At 60.8% G+C, this 16,069-nt stretch carries 17 protein-coding genes and 2 pseudogenes; 5 read left to right on the top strand and 14 right to left on the bottom strand.

Annotated features, from left to right (window positions below; translation table 11 throughout):
• Nucleotide 1 precedes the first annotated feature (1 nt).
• Nucleotides 2-946, bottom strand: a complete 945-nt coding sequence (gene ribF / locus BLV47_RS03475; RefSeq protein ID WP_167365622.1) for a bifunctional riboflavin kinase/FAD synthetase — start codon at nt 944-946, stop codon at nt 2-4.
• A 129-nt stretch (nt 947-1,075) separates the two neighbouring features.
• Nucleotides 1,076-2,614 (bottom strand): murein biosynthesis integral membrane protein MurJ, encoded by a 1,539-nt coding sequence (gene murJ / locus BLV47_RS03470; RefSeq protein WP_092309911.1) that lies wholly within the window; start codon nt 2,612-2,614, stop codon nt 1,076-1,078.
• A gap of 251 nt (nt 2,615-2,865) precedes the next feature.
• Here murJ and rpsT point away from each other — a divergent pair, with 251 nt between their 5' ends.
• Complete coding sequence (gene rpsT, locus BLV47_RS03460; protein ID WP_016967023.1) at nt 2,866-3,144, top strand: 30S ribosomal protein S20; 279 nt, start codon at nt 2,866-2,868, stop codon at nt 3,142-3,144.
• A gap of 109 nt (nt 3,145-3,253) precedes the next feature.
• Here the strand turns inward: rpsT and BLV47_RS03455 are convergent, their stop codons facing one another.
• The 5 genes from BLV47_RS03455 to rplU form a co-directional block, all read right to left on the bottom strand.
• Nucleotides 3,254-3,715, bottom strand: a complete 462-nt coding sequence (locus tag BLV47_RS03455) for a CreA family protein (RefSeq protein WP_092309908.1) — start codon at nt 3,713-3,715, stop codon at nt 3,254-3,256.
• A 19-nt stretch (nt 3,716-3,734) separates the two neighbouring features.
• Complete coding sequence (gene proB, locus BLV47_RS03450; RefSeq protein WP_060841168.1) at nt 3,735-4,853, bottom strand: glutamate 5-kinase; 1,119 nt, start codon at nt 4,851-4,853, stop codon at nt 3,735-3,737.
• Nucleotides 4,854-5,037: 184 nt separating this feature from the next.
• Entirely contained in the window at nt 5,038-6,261 is a 1,224-nt protein-coding gene (cgtA, locus tag BLV47_RS03445) for an Obg family GTPase CgtA (RefSeq protein ID WP_016967026.1), read from the bottom strand.
• A gap of 195 nt (nt 6,262-6,456) precedes the next feature.
• Nucleotides 6,457-6,714, bottom strand: coding sequence for a 50S ribosomal protein L27 (rpmA, locus tag BLV47_RS03440; RefSeq protein ID WP_003228360.1), 258 nt, complete (start codon nt 6,712-6,714; stop codon nt 6,457-6,459).
• Between the two features lie 35 nt (nt 6,715-6,749).
• A complete protein-coding gene (gene rplU / locus BLV47_RS03435; RefSeq protein WP_003228361.1) occupies nt 6,750-7,061 on the bottom strand; it encodes a 50S ribosomal protein L21 in 312 nt (103 codons plus the stop codon).
• Between the two features lie 263 nt (nt 7,062-7,324).
• Between rplU and BLV47_RS03430 the strand changes: the two genes are divergently transcribed.
• The 3 genes from BLV47_RS03430 (at nt 7,325) to BLV47_RS03420 (ending at nt 9,231) form a co-directional block, all read left to right on the top strand.
• Complete coding sequence (locus tag BLV47_RS03430) at nt 7,325-8,293, top strand: polyprenyl synthetase family protein (RefSeq protein WP_016967027.1); 969 nt, start codon at nt 7,325-7,327, stop codon at nt 8,291-8,293.
• A gap of 122 nt (nt 8,294-8,415) precedes the next feature.
• Nucleotides 8,416-8,757, top strand: coding sequence for a zinc ribbon domain-containing protein YjdM (locus BLV47_RS03425; RefSeq protein ID WP_016967028.1), 342 nt, complete (start codon nt 8,416-8,418; stop codon nt 8,755-8,757).
• Between the two features lie 204 nt (nt 8,758-8,961).
• A complete protein-coding gene (locus BLV47_RS03420) occupies nt 8,962-9,231 on the top strand; it encodes a PA4570 family protein (protein WP_016967029.1) in 270 nt (89 codons plus the stop codon).
• 90 nt (nt 9,232-9,321) lie between these two features.
• On the opposite strand, the gene bamJ is transcribed toward BLV47_RS03420, so the two are convergent.
• The 6 genes and pseudogenes from bamJ to BLV47_RS03390 all read right to left on the bottom strand — a co-directional run.
• Complete coding sequence (gene bamJ / locus BLV47_RS03415; protein ID WP_044465159.1) at nt 9,322-9,939, bottom strand: BamJ family beta-barrel-assembly machinery protein; 618 nt, start codon at nt 9,937-9,939, stop codon at nt 9,322-9,324.
• A 127-nt stretch (nt 9,940-10,066) separates the two neighbouring features.
• Nucleotides 10,067-10,372 (bottom strand): DUF6482 family protein, encoded by a 306-nt coding sequence (locus BLV47_RS03410; RefSeq protein ID WP_060841170.1) that lies wholly within the window; start codon nt 10,370-10,372, stop codon nt 10,067-10,069.
• 134 nt (nt 10,373-10,506) lie between these two features.
• Nucleotides 10,507-10,632: pseudogene (locus BLV47_RS36455) on the bottom strand (TIGR00645 family protein); the annotation flags it as partial.
• Nucleotides 10,633-10,725: 93 nt separating this feature from the next.
• The gene (gene istB / locus BLV47_RS03400) at nt 10,726-11,475 is read right to left on the bottom strand and encodes an IS21-like element IS1474 family helper ATPase IstB (protein WP_062838242.1); all 750 of its coding nucleotides are present in this window, start codon (nt 11,473-11,475) and stop codon (nt 10,726-10,728) included.
• Nucleotides 11,363-13,048, bottom strand: coding sequence for an IS21 family transposase (istA, locus tag BLV47_RS03395; RefSeq protein WP_062838241.1), 1,686 nt, complete (start codon nt 13,046-13,048; stop codon nt 11,363-11,365). Before istA ends, istB begins: the two co-directional genes overlap by 113 nt.
• A gap of 223 nt (nt 13,049-13,271) precedes the next feature.
• A pseudogene (locus BLV47_RS03390) lies at nt 13,272-13,643 on the bottom strand (TIGR00645 family protein); the annotation flags it as partial.
• Nucleotides 13,644-13,805: 162 nt separating this feature from the next.
• Here BLV47_RS03390 and BLV47_RS03385 point away from each other — a divergent pair.
• On the top strand, nt 13,806-15,638 hold the full coding sequence (locus BLV47_RS03385; RefSeq protein ID WP_092309905.1) for a hypothetical protein: 1,833 nt from the start codon (nt 13,806-13,808) through the stop codon (nt 15,636-15,638).
• A gap of 21 nt (nt 15,639-15,659) precedes the next feature.
• Here BLV47_RS03385 and BLV47_RS03380 read toward each other — a convergent pair whose 3' ends face one another.
• Nucleotides 15,660-15,983, bottom strand: coding sequence for a PA4575 family protein (locus BLV47_RS03380; RefSeq protein WP_092309902.1), 324 nt, complete (start codon nt 15,981-15,983; stop codon nt 15,660-15,662).
• Nucleotides 15,984-16,069: the final 86 nt, after the last annotated feature.

The raw sequence follows: 16,069 nt of genomic DNA, 5'->3' as shown, positions 1-16,069 counted from the left end.
ATTAGCGATTGGCGCTATGGATACGTGCCACTTGGGCACGGGCGGCGGCAACATCCGCATTGATCGCCGTCTTCAACGCCTCCAGGGAGGCGAAACGCTGCTCTTCACGCAGCTTGTGGTGGAAAACCACCGTCAAACGCCGGTCATACAGATCGCCGGCAAAATCTAAAAGATGAACTTCCAGGTGGGCCTTGCCATCACCTGCAACCGTGGGCCGCACGCCGATATTGGCGACGCCGGGCCAGGTCTTGCCATCGATATCGACGCTCACCAGGTAGACCCCGGAGAGCGGCACGCGGCGGCGCTTCAATTGCACGTTGGCAGTGGGCGTACCCAACTGACGCGCCAGCTTCTGCCCGTGCAGGACCCGTCCGGCAATCCGGTACGGACGACCGAGCAACCGCTCGGCCAGAGCAAAGTCGGCAGCGGCCAGGGCATTGCGGACCTGGGTGCTACTCACGCGCAAGCCATCCAGCTCAACGGTCTGCGCGGCTTCCACGGTAAATCCGTGGCTGGCTCCGGCCTGTTGCAGGAACTCGAAATCGCCGACCCGGTCGCAACCGAAGCGAAAGTCGTCCCCCACTTCCAGGTGCTGCACCCCCAGGCCGTCCACCAGGATCCGCTCGACGAACTCGCTGGCGCCAAGCTTGCTCAGGCGCTGGTTGAAGGCCAGGCACAGGACCCGATCGACACCGGCCTGGGCCAGCAACTGCAACTTGTCGCGCAAACGGGCCAAGCGGGCCGGGGCGGTTTCCGGTGAGAAAAACTCCCGCGGCTGCGGCTCGAAGATCACCACGCAGCTGGGCACGCCCAACTCGAGCGCACGCTCACGCAGTCGCCCCAGAATAGCCTGGTGACCACGGTGAACACCGTCAAAGTTGCCAATAGTGGCGACGCAGCCCCGATGCTGGGGGCGCAGATTGTGGAGGCCTCGAACCAGCTGCATAACGCGCTTCTTGCTCATAAAGTGGCCGATTATAACCACACCCGGCGGCCGACGACAGGCAGCACCGTAACCCAAAGTGATCGAACCGACAAAACCGGTACCCACCCTGCCCCGACCATTAAAGCGTCATCAGTTCAAGGCTTTGCGATTGAAGTCGCGCAAACGGAAGCCCAGCAGGGCCAGCATGCCGAAATAGGCCACCACGCCAGCCACCACCAGAAGTCCCAGACGCAGGAAACGCGCAAGCATGAGCCCTTGGTCCCAGGCCGGCATGAAATGCAGCAATCCCAGAAGCACAGCGGACATTACCGCCACGGCCACCACCAGCTTCAGTGCAAAGCGTCCCCAGCCCGGCTGCGGCTGGAACATCTGCTGTTTGCGCAGCTGATAAAACAAAAGACCCGCATTGATGCAGGCTCCGGCACTGATGGCCAGGGCCAGGCCGGCGTGTTTCAAGGGGCCAATAAAGGCCAGGTTGAGCAACTGGGTCACGATCAGGGTGAAAATGGCGATTTTCACCGGCGTGCGGATGTTCTGCTGCGCATAAAAGCCCGGCGCCAACACCTTGATCACGATGATCCCCAGCAAACCAACGGCATAAGCCACCAGTGCGCGCTGGGTCATGGAAGCATCAAAGGCGCTGAACTCGCCATATTGGAACAGCGAGACAGTCAGCGGCTCGGCGAGTATGCCCAGCGCCAGGGCACACGGCAGCACCAGGATGAAACACAGGCGCAGCCCCCAATCGAGAATCCGCGAGTACTCATGACGATCCTTGCTGGCGTAGGTCTTGGCCAGGGTCGGCAGCAGAATGGTCCCCAAAGCGACACCCAGCACGCCGGACGGCAGTTCCATGAGCCGGTCGGCGTAATACATCCAGGACACGGAGCCGGCCACCAGAAACGAAGCAAAGATGGTGTTGATGATCAGCGAGATCTGGCTGACGGACACCCCGAGGATCGCCGGCAGCATCTGTTTCATCACTCGCCAGACACCGGTGTCCCGCAGATTCAAGCGTGGCAGCACCAGCATGCCGATCTTCTTCAGGTGCGGCAGTTGGTAGAGCAATTGCGCCAGGCCACCGGCCAGTACCGCCCAACCCAGCGCCATCACGGGCGGATCGAAATACGGGGTGAGGAACAGCGCAAAGATGATCATGCTGACATTCAGCAGCGTCGGCACGAAGGCCGGTACCGAGAAGCGATTCCAGGTATTGAGGATCGCCCCGGCCAGAGAGGACAGCGAGATCAGCAATATATAAGGAAAGGTCACTCGCAACAGATCGGAGGTCAGGGCGAATTTTTCCGATGAATCGACGAAACCCGGCGCCGTGGCCCAGATCACCCACGGCGCGGCAATGATGCCCAGGGCTGTAACCAGGGCCAGCACCAGAGTCAGCAACCCCGAGACGTAGGCAATAAAGGTGCGGGTTGCCTCCTCGCCCTGTTGACTCTTGTACTCCGCGAGGATCGGCACGAAGGCCTGGGAGAAGGCGCCCTCGGCAAAGATCCGCCGCAGCAGGTTGGGCAGTTTGAAGGCGATGAAGAAGGCATCCGTCGCCATCCCGGCGCCGAAGGTGCGCGCGATGATGGTATCGCGGACAAACCCCAGCACCCGGGAAAGCATCGTGATAGAGCTGACCGCGGCCAATGACTTGAGCAGGTTCATGAAAAGGTTGTTTGCCTGTAGATAAACAGCAGGCGAAAAGACGCCCACCTATGCGATACTCCGCGCCGCAACAGCACAGAGCCAAAGCTCGCGAGTTTACAGGTCAAGCGCCGGAAATAAATATCCCGCCTCTTCAGATCGACCACTCAGCGGAACGTATCACCCGCCCTTGACAAGACTTCAACTCATCGGCATGATTCGCGGCCTATTTTGTTTGCTATTTCCCAAAAAGTCTTTCGAGGAGCTCGACGGTGGCCAACACACCTTCCGCCAAAAAACGTGCAAAACAGGCTGAGAAGCGTCGCAGCCACAACGCCAGCCTGCGTTCCATGGTTCGTACCTACATCAAGAACGTAGTTAAGGCCATCGACGCCAAAGACGCCGCTAAAGCGCAAGCTGCTTATGTTCTGGCCGTGCCAGTTATCGACCGTATGGCCGATAAAGGCATCATCCACAAGAACAAAGCTGCTCGCCATAAAGGTCGTCTGAATGGCCACATCAAGGCTCTGAACCTTGCTGCTGCAGCCTAAGCGACGCGCTTGTTAAAAAACCGACCCAAGGGTCGGTTTTTTATTGCCTGCCATTTATCACCTCGACCAGCCAGCCCCACCCGGAGCCGGCTCGCCAAGATTCAACATTTCACTGATGTGGCCAAGGCAGGATAGGAATCGCCGTCACCGCATTCTGCGGACTGCCCTCGATCACCCGATCGCTGTAGACCAGGTACACCAGGGTGTTGCGCTTCTTATCGAGAAAACGCACCACCTGCATGGTCTTGAACACCAGGGAAGTACGCTCCTTGAAGACCTCCTCACCATCCTTGACCTCACCCTTGAACGCGATCGGCCCCACCTGGCGACAAGCGATGGACGCCTCGGCACGATCCTCCGCCAAACCCAGGCCACCCTTGAGGCCACCCGTCTTGGCTCGCGACAGATAGCACGTCACGCCGTCCACCTTGGGATCATCGAAAGCCTCGACCACGATGCGATCATTCGGCCCGACAAACTTGAACACCGTGGACACCTGGCCAATTTCCTCGGCCGAAACCATGAACGGCATCGCCAAGAGCAAGCCCAACAATCCTTTTGCTACGCGCATTCGCTTTTCCTTCGTTCGCTTACACCAGAATCAGGTTATCGCGGTGAACCAGCTCCGGCTCAGCCATGTAACCCAGGACACCCACAATTGCATCAGAGGGCTGACCGATAATCTTCTGCGCCTCAAGCGCACTATAGTTGGCCAGGCCACGGGCGATCTCACGACCGTCAGGCGCCACGCAAACCACCATTTCGCCACGCCGGAAACCACCCTGCACCTGCTTGACCCCCACCGGTAACAAGCTCTTGTTGCCCTGGGCGAGCGCCGATACCGCCCCCTCATCCAGCACCAGGGTGCCACGGGTCTGCAGATGGCCGGCCAGCCACTGCTTGCGCGCCGCCAGCATGCCGCGCTCCGGCGACAACAAGGTGCCAATGCGCTCGCCGGCCTTGAGGCGATCCAGCACCCGCTCCAGACGCCCACCCACAATGATGGTGTGCGCACCGGAGCGCGCCGCCAGTCGCGCCGCACGCAGCTTGGTCTGCATGCCGCCGCGCCCCAGGGCACCACCAGTACCGCCAGCCACGGCATCCAGCGCCGGATCGTCGGCACGCGCCTCGTAAATCAACTGAGCATCGGGATTGCTGCGCGGATCAGCATCGAACATGCCATCGCGATCCGTGAGAATCACCAGCAGATCGGCCTCCACCAGGTTGGCAACCAGCGCCGCCAGGGTGTCGTTGTCGCCAAAGCGGATTTCATCAGTGACCACGGTGTCGTTTTCATTGATCACCGGGATGACCTTGAGCTCCACCAGCGCCCGCAGGGTACTGCGCGCATTGAGGTAACGCTTGCGGTCCGACAGGTCGTCATGGGTCAGCAGAATCTGCGCGGTATGCCGGCCATGCTCGGCAAAACTCGACTCCCAGGCCTGCACCAACCCCATCTGGCCAATGGCAGCGGCCGCCTGCAACTCATGCATCGCACTCGGTCGTGCGGTCCAGCCCAGGCGGCTCATCCCGGCCGCCACAGCGCCCGAGGAAACCAATACCAATTCGACGCCAGCCTCATGCAAGGCCACCATCTGCTCGACCCATACACCCATTGCAGCGCGATCCAGCCCCTTGCCGTCCGCCGTCAGCAGCGCGCTACCGATCTTCACGACCCAGCGTTGCGCACCCGTCACCTTGCTCCGCATCTTATTCAACCTTTGCCAGCGAGCAGCGCGACCGAGCGCCACTCATGGGGTTATTCGTATTTACGCCTTGCAGATACCAAAACGCCGCTCGAATGAGCGGCGCCTTGAGAGCTGGCTGGCAGCGATGATAACACCGCGCCACGCCAGATAAACCGTCTTCGCGGGCCAGCCCGCGACGACAGGATCAGTCGCGGACGTAGATGATTTCCGGACCATCCTCGTCATCCACATCCTCTTCATCCCAATCATCGTCACCGATGTCGTGGACACTCTTGACGCCACTGCGACGCAGAGCACGCTGATCATCCAGCGCCTGCAACTGGGCACGCGCCTCATCCTCGATACGCTGATCCAGCTCGGCCAGCTCGTCGGCGTAGGCCGGGTCGGCCGCCAGACGGTCAGCGCGATCCTCCAGGTAACGCATGATGTCGCGACTCAGACGCTCGGTGCCATCCTTGGAAATGGCCGAGATCACATAGACAGGACCGGTCCACTGCAGGCGATCAACGATCTCCTTGACTCGCTCCTCACGCTCTTCCTCAAGGATCTGATCGCTCTTGTTCAATACCAGCCAACGCTCGCGCTCGGCCAGGGACGGACTGAACTTGACCAGCTCGTTGACAATCACCTCCGCAGCATCCGCCGGACTGCTTTCGTCCAGCGGCGCCATATCCACCAGGTGCAGCAGGATACGCGTGCGCGCCAAGTGCTTGAGGAAGCGAATCCCCAGGCCCGCACCATCGGAAGCCCCTTCGATCAGCCCCGGAATATCGGCAATGACGAAGCTCTTCCAGCGATCGACGCTGACCACGCCCAGGTTCGGCACCAGGGTGGTGAACGGATAATCGGCCACCTTCGGCTTGGCCGCGGAAACCGAGCGAATAAAGGTACTTTTGCCGGCATTCGGCAGGCCCAGCAGACCGACGTCCGCCAGCACCTTCAGCTCCAGCTTGAGATCACGCTGCTCACCCGGCTTGCCTGGAGTGGTTTGGCGCGGCGCACGATTGGTACTGGACTTGAACCGGGTGTTACCCAGGCCGTGCCAGCCGCCCTGCACCACCATCAGGCGCTGACCGGCCTTGGTCAGGTCGCCAATGACCTCCTGAGTGCCGGCATCGATGATGGTGGTGCCGACCGGAACCCGCAGCTCCAGATCTTCACCCTTCTTGCCGGTGCAGTCGGTACTACCACCATTGGAACCGCGCTCGGCATCGAAATGCCGGGTGTAACGATAATCCACCAGAGTATTGAGGTTTTCGTCGGCGACCATATAGATCGAGCCGCCGTCACCACCATCGCCGCCGTTGGGACCACCGTTCTCGATGAATTTTTCCCGACGGAAACTCATGCAGCCATTGCCGCCGTCGCCGGCCTTTACTCGAATCGAAACTTCATCAACAAACTTCATGTTCAAACGCCTCTCGCCACACGGGCGAGCTGAAAAGCACTAAGACATAAGACTCTTGCAAAAATGAGCGCAGCGACCTCAATCAACGACCGAAACATCCAACGCTGGCAGCTCGTACAAACAGTTTTGCAAGAGACTCATCCCACAAACGAAAAAGCCCCGTCGCGAGACAGGGCTTTTCCAGCGATCGCGCAATTAAGCTGCGACAACGCTCACGTAACGACGACCGAAGGCGCCTTTTACTTCGAACTTGATCACGCCTTCGATTTTCGCGAAGAGGGTGTGATCTTTACCCATGCCAACGCCGTAGCCAGCGTGGAATTGGGTGCCGCGCTGACGCACGATGATGTTGCCGGCCTTGATGACCTGGCCGCCATACATCTTCACGCCAAGGCGTTTGGCTTCTGAGTCGCGACCGTTACGGGTACTACCACCAGCTTTTTTGTGTGCCATGAGTTCAATTCTCCTAGTGAGGAATTAGGCTGAAATTAAGCCTGAATACCGGTGATTTTGATCTCGGTGAACCACTGGCGGTGGCCCATACGCTTCATGTGGTGCTTACGGCGACGGAACTTGATGATGCGGACTTTATCGTGACGACCTTGGGAGATCACTTCAGCCTTGACGGTTGCGCCAGCAACAACAGGTGCGCCGATGTTCACGTCGTCGCCGTTGGCGACCAGCAGAACGCGGTCAAAAGTCACGGATTCGCCAGTGGCGACTTCCAGTTTTTCGATCTTCAGGTATTCACCTTCAGCGACCTTGTATTGCTTACCGCCGGTAACGATTACTGCGTACATGGTATTTCTCCGATAATCCTGCTCACCCAGCTCTTTATAAGAAGAGGTATTGGCTGGCATGGCTGCATGGGGCTGGAACGGCCCAAGTGCAATTGCGTAAGGCAGGTGCTGCCCAGGAAGTTCAGGGTGCGCGATTGTACGCAAGGCACAATAGCGATGCAAGTGCCGTTCAGGCGGCGCGAAGCACCGCCGGGAGCGCGCCTTGACACCTGCGGACGCGGGTCCTAGCATGCCGCGCAACCCTTCTGGAGCACCTGTCGCTGATGCAACCCCAAGCTTTCTACCGCGCGGTGGCGGACGATTTTAGCGCCGTCGACGGCATCATCAAGAAACAGTTGACTTCCCGAGTACCGCTGGTTTCAAAAATCGGTGACTACATCACCTCGGCCGGAGGCAAGCGCCTGCGTCCGCTGCTGGTGTTGCTATGTGGCAAGGCCCTGGGCCGCGAAGGCGATGACCTGCGCCTACTGGCCGCCACCATCGAGTTCCTGCACACCGCCACCCTGCTGCACGACGACGTGGTCGACATGTCCGGCATGCGCCGTGGCCGCTCCACCGCCAACGCCATGTGGGGCAATGCTCCCAGCGTCCTGGTGGGCGATTTCCTGTACTCGCGCTCCTTCGAGATGATGGTTGAACTGGGCTCGATGCCGGTCATGCGCATTCTGTCCCAGGCCACGCGGATCATCGCCGAAGGCGAAGTGCTGCAACTGTCCAAGGTGCGTGACGCCAGCACCACCGAAGAAACCTATATGGAAGTCATTCGCGGCAAGACCGCGATGCTCTTCGAAGCCTCGACCCACAGCGCCGCCGCCCTGGCCGGCGCGACGCCGGAACAGGCCGAAGCCCTGCGCACCTTTGGCGACCATCTGGGCGTGGCCTTCCAACTGGTAGACGACCTGCTGGACTACCGTGGCGATGCCGAAACCCTGGGCAAGAACGTCGGTGACGACCTGGCGGAGGGTAAACCGACCCTGCCGCTGATCTACACCATGCGTGAAGGCACCCCGGAACAGGCAGCCCTGGTACGCCAGGCGATCCAGAAAGGCGGTATCGAGGACCTGGAAAGCATCCGTGCCGCGGTTGAGGCGTCGGGCTCCCTGGACTACACCGCGCAACTGGCTCGCGACTACGTGGCTCGCGCCATTACCTGCCTGGAAGCCCTGCCACCCAGCGAATACCGTGACGCGCTGGTGGAACTGAGCGAATTCGCCGTCGCCCGCACCCACTAAACCGCGCTGGCTCCTGCCGATCTGCAGGAGCCGGCTCGCCGGTGCAGCTGCCCAGCGCCCCCTCCGCGACAAAACCCTATACAATGTGCGCTTTTTAGCCATCCTGACTTTGAGGAGCTTAAGTGAGCACTTTGCCACCCTGCCCAAAATGCAATTCCGAATACACCTACGAGGACGGCACCCAGCTGATCTGCCCCGAGTGCGCCCACGAGTGGTCTGCCAGCGGCGAAGCCGAAGCCGCATCCGATGAAGCCGTGAAGAAAGATTCGGTGGGCAACGTGCTGCAAGACGGCGACACCATCACCGTGATCAAGGACCTCAAGGTCAAGGGCACCTCTCTGGTGGTCAAGGTCGGCACCAAGGTCAAGAACATCCGCCTGTGCGATGGCGACCACGACATCGACTGCAAGATCGACGGCATCGGCCCGATGAAGCTCAAATCCGAGTTCGTCCGCAAGGTCTGACGCCTGCACCCTCTCGCGCCTGCCGCGAGAGGGTATCCCGCCTATACCCCCGCCATGCTTGATTCATACGCCTGCTAGCGAAAAGCCAGCCGATTTGATCGAAAACAATTTCCACACAGAAAAAAGCAGAAACCGCCAATAGGTACTTGCTATTCATTGAATAAGAATTATTCTCATTGAAACCCATTCAAGGAGATGACACCCATGACTTATTTGATTGATGCCTGGCTGGACCGGCCACACCCCTATCTGCGAATCCTGCATCGGGAAACCGGGGAAGTCTGTGCTGTGCTGGAAGAGGAAGCCCTGAGCGAGCTGCAGGACCAGGGGGATCTGGACCTGAACGGTTTGAGCTCCAGCGAGCCGCTGGTACTCAAGGAGTTGGTGCGCAACCTGTTTTTGTTCTGCTACGCCAGAGCCTTGCGGCCAACCGGCGCCGATGGCCAGAGCCTGGGCGCAAAAATCCGTCTATGAAACCAGGACCGCGAAAGGGGCAAGCTGGCCGAAGATGAACTGACCGCGCGTGCGCGGCCGCCATCGCCAGCCATCTGGCCCCTACACGGGTTACAGAACGTCCAGCAGCTCGACGTCGAACACCAGAACGCTGTGCGGCGGGATGCTGCCCACGCCTTGTGCGCCGTAAGCCAGTTCGCTCGGCACGTACAGACGCCATTTGCTACCGGCGTTCATCAGTTGCAGCGCTTCGGTCCAGCCGGCGATCACGCCACCTACCGGGAACTCGGCAGGCTGGCCGCGCTCGTAGGAGCTGTCGAACACGGTGCCGTCGATCAGGGTGCCGTGATAGTGGGTGCGCACGCTGTCTTCGCGAGATGGCTTGGCGCCGTCGCCCTGGGTCAGCACTTCAAATTGCAGACCGGAAGCCAGGGTGGTGATGCCTTCACGCTTGGCGTTTTCCGCCAGGAAAGCCAGGCCGGCACCAGCAGCCGCTTCAGCCTTGGCTGCCGCTTCGGCCTGCATGATTTCGCGAATCACCTTGAAGCTGGCGGACATCTCTTCCTGACCCACACGGCTTGGCTTACCGGCGAATGCGTCGGTCAGGCCCGCCAGGATTGCGTCCAGGCTCACACCCGGTGGCGGGTTGTCGCGCAGCTGGTCACCCAGCTGACGGCCAATACCGTAGCTGACGCGGGTTTCGTCGGTGGACAGATTTACTTCGGACATGACACTGCTCCGCTGTGCGGACGGCCCAGGAACGGCCGCAAAAACTCAGGGCCTCCCGGAGCGCCCGGAATCAAAAGGGCGAGCAGACTAGCACAGAAGTTCGGCGATAATCAGCGCAACCCCGCCATTACCAGGCAGAGCGCATAGTGATCGGTACCTTCAGGCTTTCTTCGGCACTGGCGGACAAACCGCACATCTCATCGTGCACCGAAGTGTGGATCAGGTTGAAAGGCAACTTGGGAAAGGACTGCAATACCTCACGGGCATGCTCTACCGAACGCAGATGAAACATCTGCCCCTGGGCGTCGCTGAGCGGGTAAGCAGCCCCGTGCATGCGCGCTTCCAGCAGATAGATCCCGCCTTCCAGGGAGATCAGGTTCAATTCATCGACTTTTCCGGCGATGGCGTAGGCATTCATTTCCTGCAGGTTCATGAGCGCACCTCGTGCATTGGAAACCTCCGACGCCTACATGGATATTCCTCGGCCAAGAAAAGCACAAGCCACAAACAACACCGCCCGTCCGTTTCGCAACGCACAGGCGGCCGGTATTCATCCAGCAGGCGCAATCAGTGCTTGGTCAGCTTGTCCAGGTAGCCCATGGCAAACGCCGAAATCACGAAGGTCATGTGAATCACCACGTACCACAGCAGGTACTCGGTCGGAGTGTTCTTGGCGTCCATGAACACCCGCAATGCGGATTTCGGTGAACGTGACCGAGCGTTTCGCTAATACGTGACCGGTGCTTCCACCCCGGTTGCGCGGGTTCTGGATTGTAATCGCATCGGTCACGATGCGGCTTGTTCCTCGGCTTTTTTTCGGCGCAGCGACTCGCCTTTCATCGTCAGTCGGTAGGCGTTGTGCACCAGGCGGTCGAGGATGGCATCGGCCAGGGTCGGGTCGTTGATCCAGCCGTGCCAGTGCTCGATGGGCAGTTGGCTCGTCAGGATGGTGGAGCGGCTGCCAGCGCGGTCGTCGATCACCTCCAGCAGGTCATGCCGGGCTCCTTCCTCCAGCGGGGCTAGCGCCCAGTCGTCCAGCACCAGGACGTCGACCTTTGCCAGCTGTTGCAGGGTACGGCCGAAGCTGCCGTCGCCATGAGCGATGCGCAGTTGTTCCAGCAGGCGCGGGGTGCGCAGGTACAGGGTGCTATAGCCCTGGCGGCAGGCCTGGTTGCCCAGGGCGCAGGCCAGCCAGGTTTTGCCGGCACCGGTCGGGCCGGTCAGCAGCAGGTTGTGCTGCTGGCGGATCCAGTCGCCACTGGCCAGGGTGGCGATCAGACGCTCGTCCAGGGCGCGTCCGGTGCGGCGGTCGAGATCTTCCAGGCAGGCGTTGGCGTACTTGAGCTTGGCCTTCTTGCGCAGCCGTACCAGGCGCTGGTTGTCACGCCAGGCCAGTTCGCGGTCGAGCAGTAGGCCGAGGCGTTCATCGAAGCTCAGGCTGTGGCTGGCCGGCAGCGTCCATTGCTCTTCCAGGGCGCGGGCCATGCCGTCCAGGCGTAGCTGGTGCAGTTGATTCAGGGTGTGTTGCGGCATCATCGAACAGCTCCTGTTGCGGGGGTTGGTAGTAGTCGGCGCCACGGACGTTCTCGTGGTCGCCGGGTAAGGTCGTTTCGGCGGCACGCTGGGGCAGCGGCTGTTGATCCAGGCCTTGCTGGAGCAGGTTGCGCACGCTGCGCCCGGTGAAGGCGCGCAGGTGTACGGCACGTTCGGCAGCGGCTTCCAGGCGTGCATTGCCATAGCGCCGGGCCAGCGAGAGCAGGCCGAGGCAGGCGCGGTAGCCCATCTCCGGGTGCGGCTTGTGGGTCAGTTGGTGATCGATCAGTTGGCGCGTGTAGGGGCCGATCCGCGCGCCCCAGTCGAGCAGGCGTTGTGGCGTCCATTCGCGATGCGCCTGGTGCGCCGCGGGCATGTGCTCGCGCTGGGTACTGTAAGCGCCGCGTCGCCCCAGCAGCAGGTGGCTGGCCACCCGCCGGTTGCCATGCAGCACTTCCAGGGTGTGTGCCGTCAGTCGCACGTCCACGTTCTGCCGGGCCAGGGCGGAGGGCACGCTGTAGAAGCTGCCATTGACCTCGATGTGGTAGTCGATGCTGACCTTGCAGCGCTTGAAGGTGGCGACCTCGTAGGGATGCACCGGCAGCGCTCGCAAGGCCGGGCGATCCAGGCGCTCGAACCAGTCGCGCCGGCAGCCATCGAGCCGCTTGAACGGGCGCCGATTCAGATCCTCCAGCAGCTCGGCGATGGCCTGGTTAAGCGCATGCAGGCTGAAGAACTGCCGATGGCGCAGCCGCGCCATGATCCAGCGCTCGACCACCTGCACCGCCACCTCGGCCTTGGCCTTGTCCTGAGGCTTGCGTGGCCGTGCCGGCAGGATCACCGTCTGGTAATGACGCGCGCACTCCAGCGTGGCCCGGTTCAGGCCCGGCTCGTAGCGATCCGGCTGGGCGACCAGGGCGCGCGGATTGTCCGGCACAACCATTTCCGGCACGCCGCCAAAGTAGGTCAGAGCCTGGCCCAGCGAGGTCAGCCAGTCCACCTGGGTTTCGCCTGGCGTCGCGCAGGCATAGGTGTAATTCGAGGCGCCCAGGGCGGCGACGAAGATGTGCGCCCGGCGCACTTCGCCGGTGGCCGGGTCGACCACCGGCAGCGTCGGCCCGGCATAGTCGATGAATAGCTTCTCGCCCGCACGGTGCAGCTGACGCATCGAACGTTTGAGCGTCTGGGCGTAGCGCCGGTAGTGCTCGACGAACTGGGTGTAGCGGTAGGTCGGCTGGCCCGCATGCGCGGCGAGATATTCCTCCCACAGCAGCTGCAAGGTCACGCCCTTGCGTCGCAACTCGCGGTGGATGCTCAGCACATCGGGCAGCACTCGCTCACCGCGCGGCTTGTTCGTCGACGTCGGTGCAAACAAGGCGGCCGCCAGCGCGGCCTCGTCCATGGCCACCAGCGCCGGCCAGTCCAGCCCGGCCACCCGCGCCGCCGCGATGTACTTGCTAACCACGCCCTTGGACAGCTGCAAGGCACGGGCAATCTTCTCGTGGGACAAGCCGGCCTCAAACTTGAGGCGCAGACATTCTTTGATGTTTCGCATGGCTACTCGCGGCGCCGCCATCTTCCTCTCCCGAAATCGGTCGAGGATGGCGGCGCATCAGGTCATGCGCAACGAAGGGGAAGGCTTTCGCTAAGTCGTGACCGGCGATTTCGGTAAGCCGTGACCACCTGTTTCGGAACAGGCGGAAAATCGGTCACGTTGCTACCGAAATGAGCGGTCACGCGTTAGCGAAATGACCGGTCACGATCAACCGAAACGGCCGGTCACGGTGCTCCGAAATCCGCACCCGCAACAGGTGAATCGACGAGATCGCCACGATGGACGCCGCCACCTTCATCTTCAGCGACGAAGAATCCATCTTGCCCAGCCAGCTGAGCTTTTCCTTGTTTTCATCAATGTCCAGCTGCGAGACGAAGTTCTCATAGCCGGAGATCATCACCATCACCAGCAGACCGCCCACCAGGGCCATGTCGATCAACGACAGCAGGACCAGGATCAGATCCGACTCAGCCATCGAAAACACATTGGGAATGACGTGAAAGACTTCCTGGAAGAACTTCAATGCCAACGCCAGCAGGCCCAGGGACAAACCGAAGTAGATCGGCGCCAGCAGCCAGCGTGAGGCATACATCGTATTTTCGATAAAACGTTCCATTGAATCTCGCACCCGGAGTAAAAAACGGCGGCGAGTATATCAGCGCGCCAAATGCCCATAAACCAAAGGCAATCTCCGTTTCTACGAGTTTTTCCGCACGTTTTTTCTGCTAGTGTCGAACCGTTCCTACCACTCACCGACATTGGACAGGAAGACTGGAAAATGGATTTGCGATTGCCTTTGACAAGCATCGGCCTTGGCCTGGTTCTGCTGATCAGCGGCGGCTGTTCACCCTGCGACGAAAACAAGCAGGCCAGCCTCGAAGAGAGAACCCGGCAGTTCGAGGCCTCCCTGGACGCTATCCAGGATCCCAAGCTCAAAGATGCCGTCAGCGATCTCGGGGGCTCGCTACTGCTTCTGGAGCGTGCGCAAGGCAAGCTTGCCAGCAAGCCGATCGACACCGAATACGGCGAAGACAGCCTGGCCCTGCTCAAGCACTACCCCACGCCACAAGCCTTGGTGGACACCTACGTCAATGGCCTGTTCGTGCTGCGCAAGCCTTCCAGCTCCGACTACCTGACCGACCTGCAACCGGTGTTTCCCTTCAGCTTCGACATGCCCGCGCAGTTCCCCTTTCCCCACGGCCTGGAGTGGCAGTCGGTCACCTTGAGCAACAACAAAGTCATCCCCTTCCAACCTGAATGGTCGGAAACCGATCCGGGGATTCAACTGAGCCCGTCAAGCTCCAACCTGACCAGTCCGGACGACCTGACCGTAACCTACCCTTTTATCGAGGGCCTGGAGGTGGACAACAAGAACCAGCCGCAGCCCGTCTCCCTGCTGGGCAAGCTTGAAGTGATCGCCCCCAGTCGCGTTCTCACCTTCGAGCTGAGCAAGGCCGATATCGGCAAGCCACGCCAAGACGGCAACATCCGCCTGACCCTGCTGTCGCTGGAGAAAAACGTCGCTGAAATCGAACTGAACAACAGCAGCCCGCTCCCCGAAGAGGCCAACGACACGTCGCTCAACCCGCTGTTGACACAAGCCCGGGACAGCACCGGCCAGATCCTCTCCCGCTCCGGCTCGATCAACGAGAGCGCGGCACAAATTGCCTTTTACCAACAGCAACTGGCCGAGATGCAGAAGCAGAAAAGCTGGAGCGACGACTTCGAGAAACAACTGGAGAACGAGCAGAAGGCCTTCGAGCAACAACACACCAATCATTACGCCAAGGTGTATTTCAACGGCGTGGTGGAAAAGCTCGAGGTGGCGGTGCTCGACTTCGCTCAGGCCAGCGTCACACGCAAGGACCTGGACCTGCCGGTGCATCGTTTCGACCGCAGCACCACCGACAAGAACGTCCAGCCGCTGCCCATGCCAGTGGTGGTCTATGACGATCAGGCTGCCAACTACCTCAAGGGCGCTCAGCTCGACGAGGAAACCCTGAAGAAATCCGTGACCATCAACCAATCGGTGGAGGATGCCAGCGCAATGCGCATTGAGTTCAGCCACCCACGGACCTTCAATGACGAACTGCTGGGCTCGGAGTTCAGCACCGGCGACACGCCCCTGACCTTCTTCACCCAGAACGACAAGGGCCAGCGCGGCGAACCGATCGAACTGCCCGACGAGGCCTTCGAGATCGACCCGCTGCGCGGCATCATCACCTACGACCTCAACCTGTTCCCGGAAACCCCGGCTTACGCCGTGGGCTCCATTCCACTGTTCCTGGCCAGCATCAAGAAGGACAGCATCAGCACCCGGCAGCTGCCCAAGGGGCTCGAGCTCAAGGGCAATGCCCTGATCGTGGACCAGAAACTCTTCCCCGCGGACGCCTGGCGCTTTTATGCCAAGGACGACAACGGCCAGTACCTGAAGGAGATTCTCGCGACCAGCCATACCGCCTCGGCCGATGGTCCGGCGCTGTTCGACGTGCACTACTTCTATGGCCAGCCCAGCCAGTTGGAGAGCTATACCCGCAGCGACCTCGAAACCGTGGAATATGGCTTCGAGGTCAAGTTGGAGAAAAGCGAGTCGGCACCACCGGCCTCCTGAGGATCAGGGCTCGGGCTGGAACTAGAAGTCGCCGACGCCGCGTCCCCGTTCGCCATTGATCTGCCGCAGTTGGGCCTGGAGGTGCAGGCACCAGATCTGCGGGTCGTCGGCCAACTGATAGCCATGGGTGGTCAGGCTTTCAACGATCGAGTCGAGAATCGATTCGGCGACCACGGGGCCACAGAACGGTCCCTGGGACTTGATCGCGGAGGGTTGTTCACCGGCCATTCCGGCGGCGAAGAGAAGAGTCCACATACCGTTGTCCCCCGCCAGTGGGCGGACGCTGCATTCGATACGGGTAACCAGGCCAAGGCATTGGCGGGTGAGACAAAGGTTGCGCGACATGGCGGCGACCCTCGGTAGAACCACTGTTCAGCCTTCAGTTGAGGGCTGTTTCGATCCAGCGACGACTGTCGTTCTCCTTGCCCTGA

The organism is Pseudomonas saponiphila (assembly GCF_900105185.1).
Classification (GTDB): domain Bacteria; phylum Pseudomonadota; class Gammaproteobacteria; order Pseudomonadales; family Pseudomonadaceae; genus Aquipseudomonas; species Aquipseudomonas saponiphila.
This window is presented reverse-complemented; position numbering and strand designations above follow the sequence as displayed.

Excerpts from the sequence above, each read along its gene's own strand:
- ribF (WP_167365622.1), bottom strand. The coding sequence starts at position 946 with ATGCAGCTGGTTCGAGGCCTCCACAATCTGCGCCCCCAGCATCGGGGC.
- murJ (WP_092309911.1), bottom strand. The coding sequence starts at position 2,614 with ATGAACCTGCTCAAGTCATTGGCCGCGGTCAGCTCTATCACGATGCTT.
- BLV47_RS03455 (WP_092309908.1), bottom strand. The coding sequence starts at position 3,715 with ATGCGCGTAGCAAAAGGATTGTTGGGCTTGCTCTTGGCGATGCCGTTC.
- proB (WP_060841168.1), bottom strand. The coding sequence starts at position 4,853 with ATGCGGAGCAAGGTGACGGGTGCGCAACGCTGGGTCGTGAAGATCGGT.
- cgtA (WP_016967026.1), bottom strand. The coding sequence starts at position 6,261 with ATGAAGTTTGTTGATGAAGTTTCGATTCGAGTAAAGGCCGGCGACGGC.
- rpmA (WP_003228360.1), bottom strand. The coding sequence starts at position 6,714 with ATGGCACACAAAAAAGCTGGTGGTAGTACCCGTAACGGTCGCGACTCA.
- rplU (WP_003228361.1), bottom strand. The coding sequence starts at position 7,061 with ATGTACGCAGTAATCGTTACCGGCGGTAAGCAATACAAGGTCGCTGAA.
- BLV47_RS03430 (WP_016967027.1), top strand. The coding sequence starts at position 7,325 with ATGCAACCCCAAGCTTTCTACCGCGCGGTGGCGGACGATTTTAGCGCC.
- BLV47_RS03420 (WP_016967029.1), top strand. The coding sequence starts at position 8,962 with ATGACTTATTTGATTGATGCCTGGCTGGACCGGCCACACCCCTATCTG.
- bamJ (WP_044465159.1), bottom strand. The coding sequence starts at position 9,939 with ATGTCCGAAGTAAATCTGTCCACCGACGAAACCCGCGTCAGCTACGGT.
- BLV47_RS03410 (WP_060841170.1), bottom strand. The coding sequence starts at position 10,372 with ATGAACCTGCAGGAAATGAATGCCTACGCCATCGCCGGAAAAGTCGAT.
- istB (WP_062838242.1), bottom strand. The coding sequence starts at position 11,475 with ATGATGCCGCAACACACCCTGAATCAACTGCACCAGCTACGCCTGGAC.
- istA (WP_062838241.1), bottom strand. The coding sequence starts at position 13,048 with ATGGCGGCGCCGCGAGTAGCCATGCGAAACATCAAAGAATGTCTGCGC.
- BLV47_RS03385 (WP_092309905.1), top strand. The coding sequence starts at position 13,806 with ATGGATTTGCGATTGCCTTTGACAAGCATCGGCCTTGGCCTGGTTCTG.
- BLV47_RS03380 (WP_092309902.1), bottom strand. The coding sequence starts at position 15,983 with ATGTCGCGCAACCTTTGTCTCACCCGCCAATGCCTTGGCCTGGTTACC.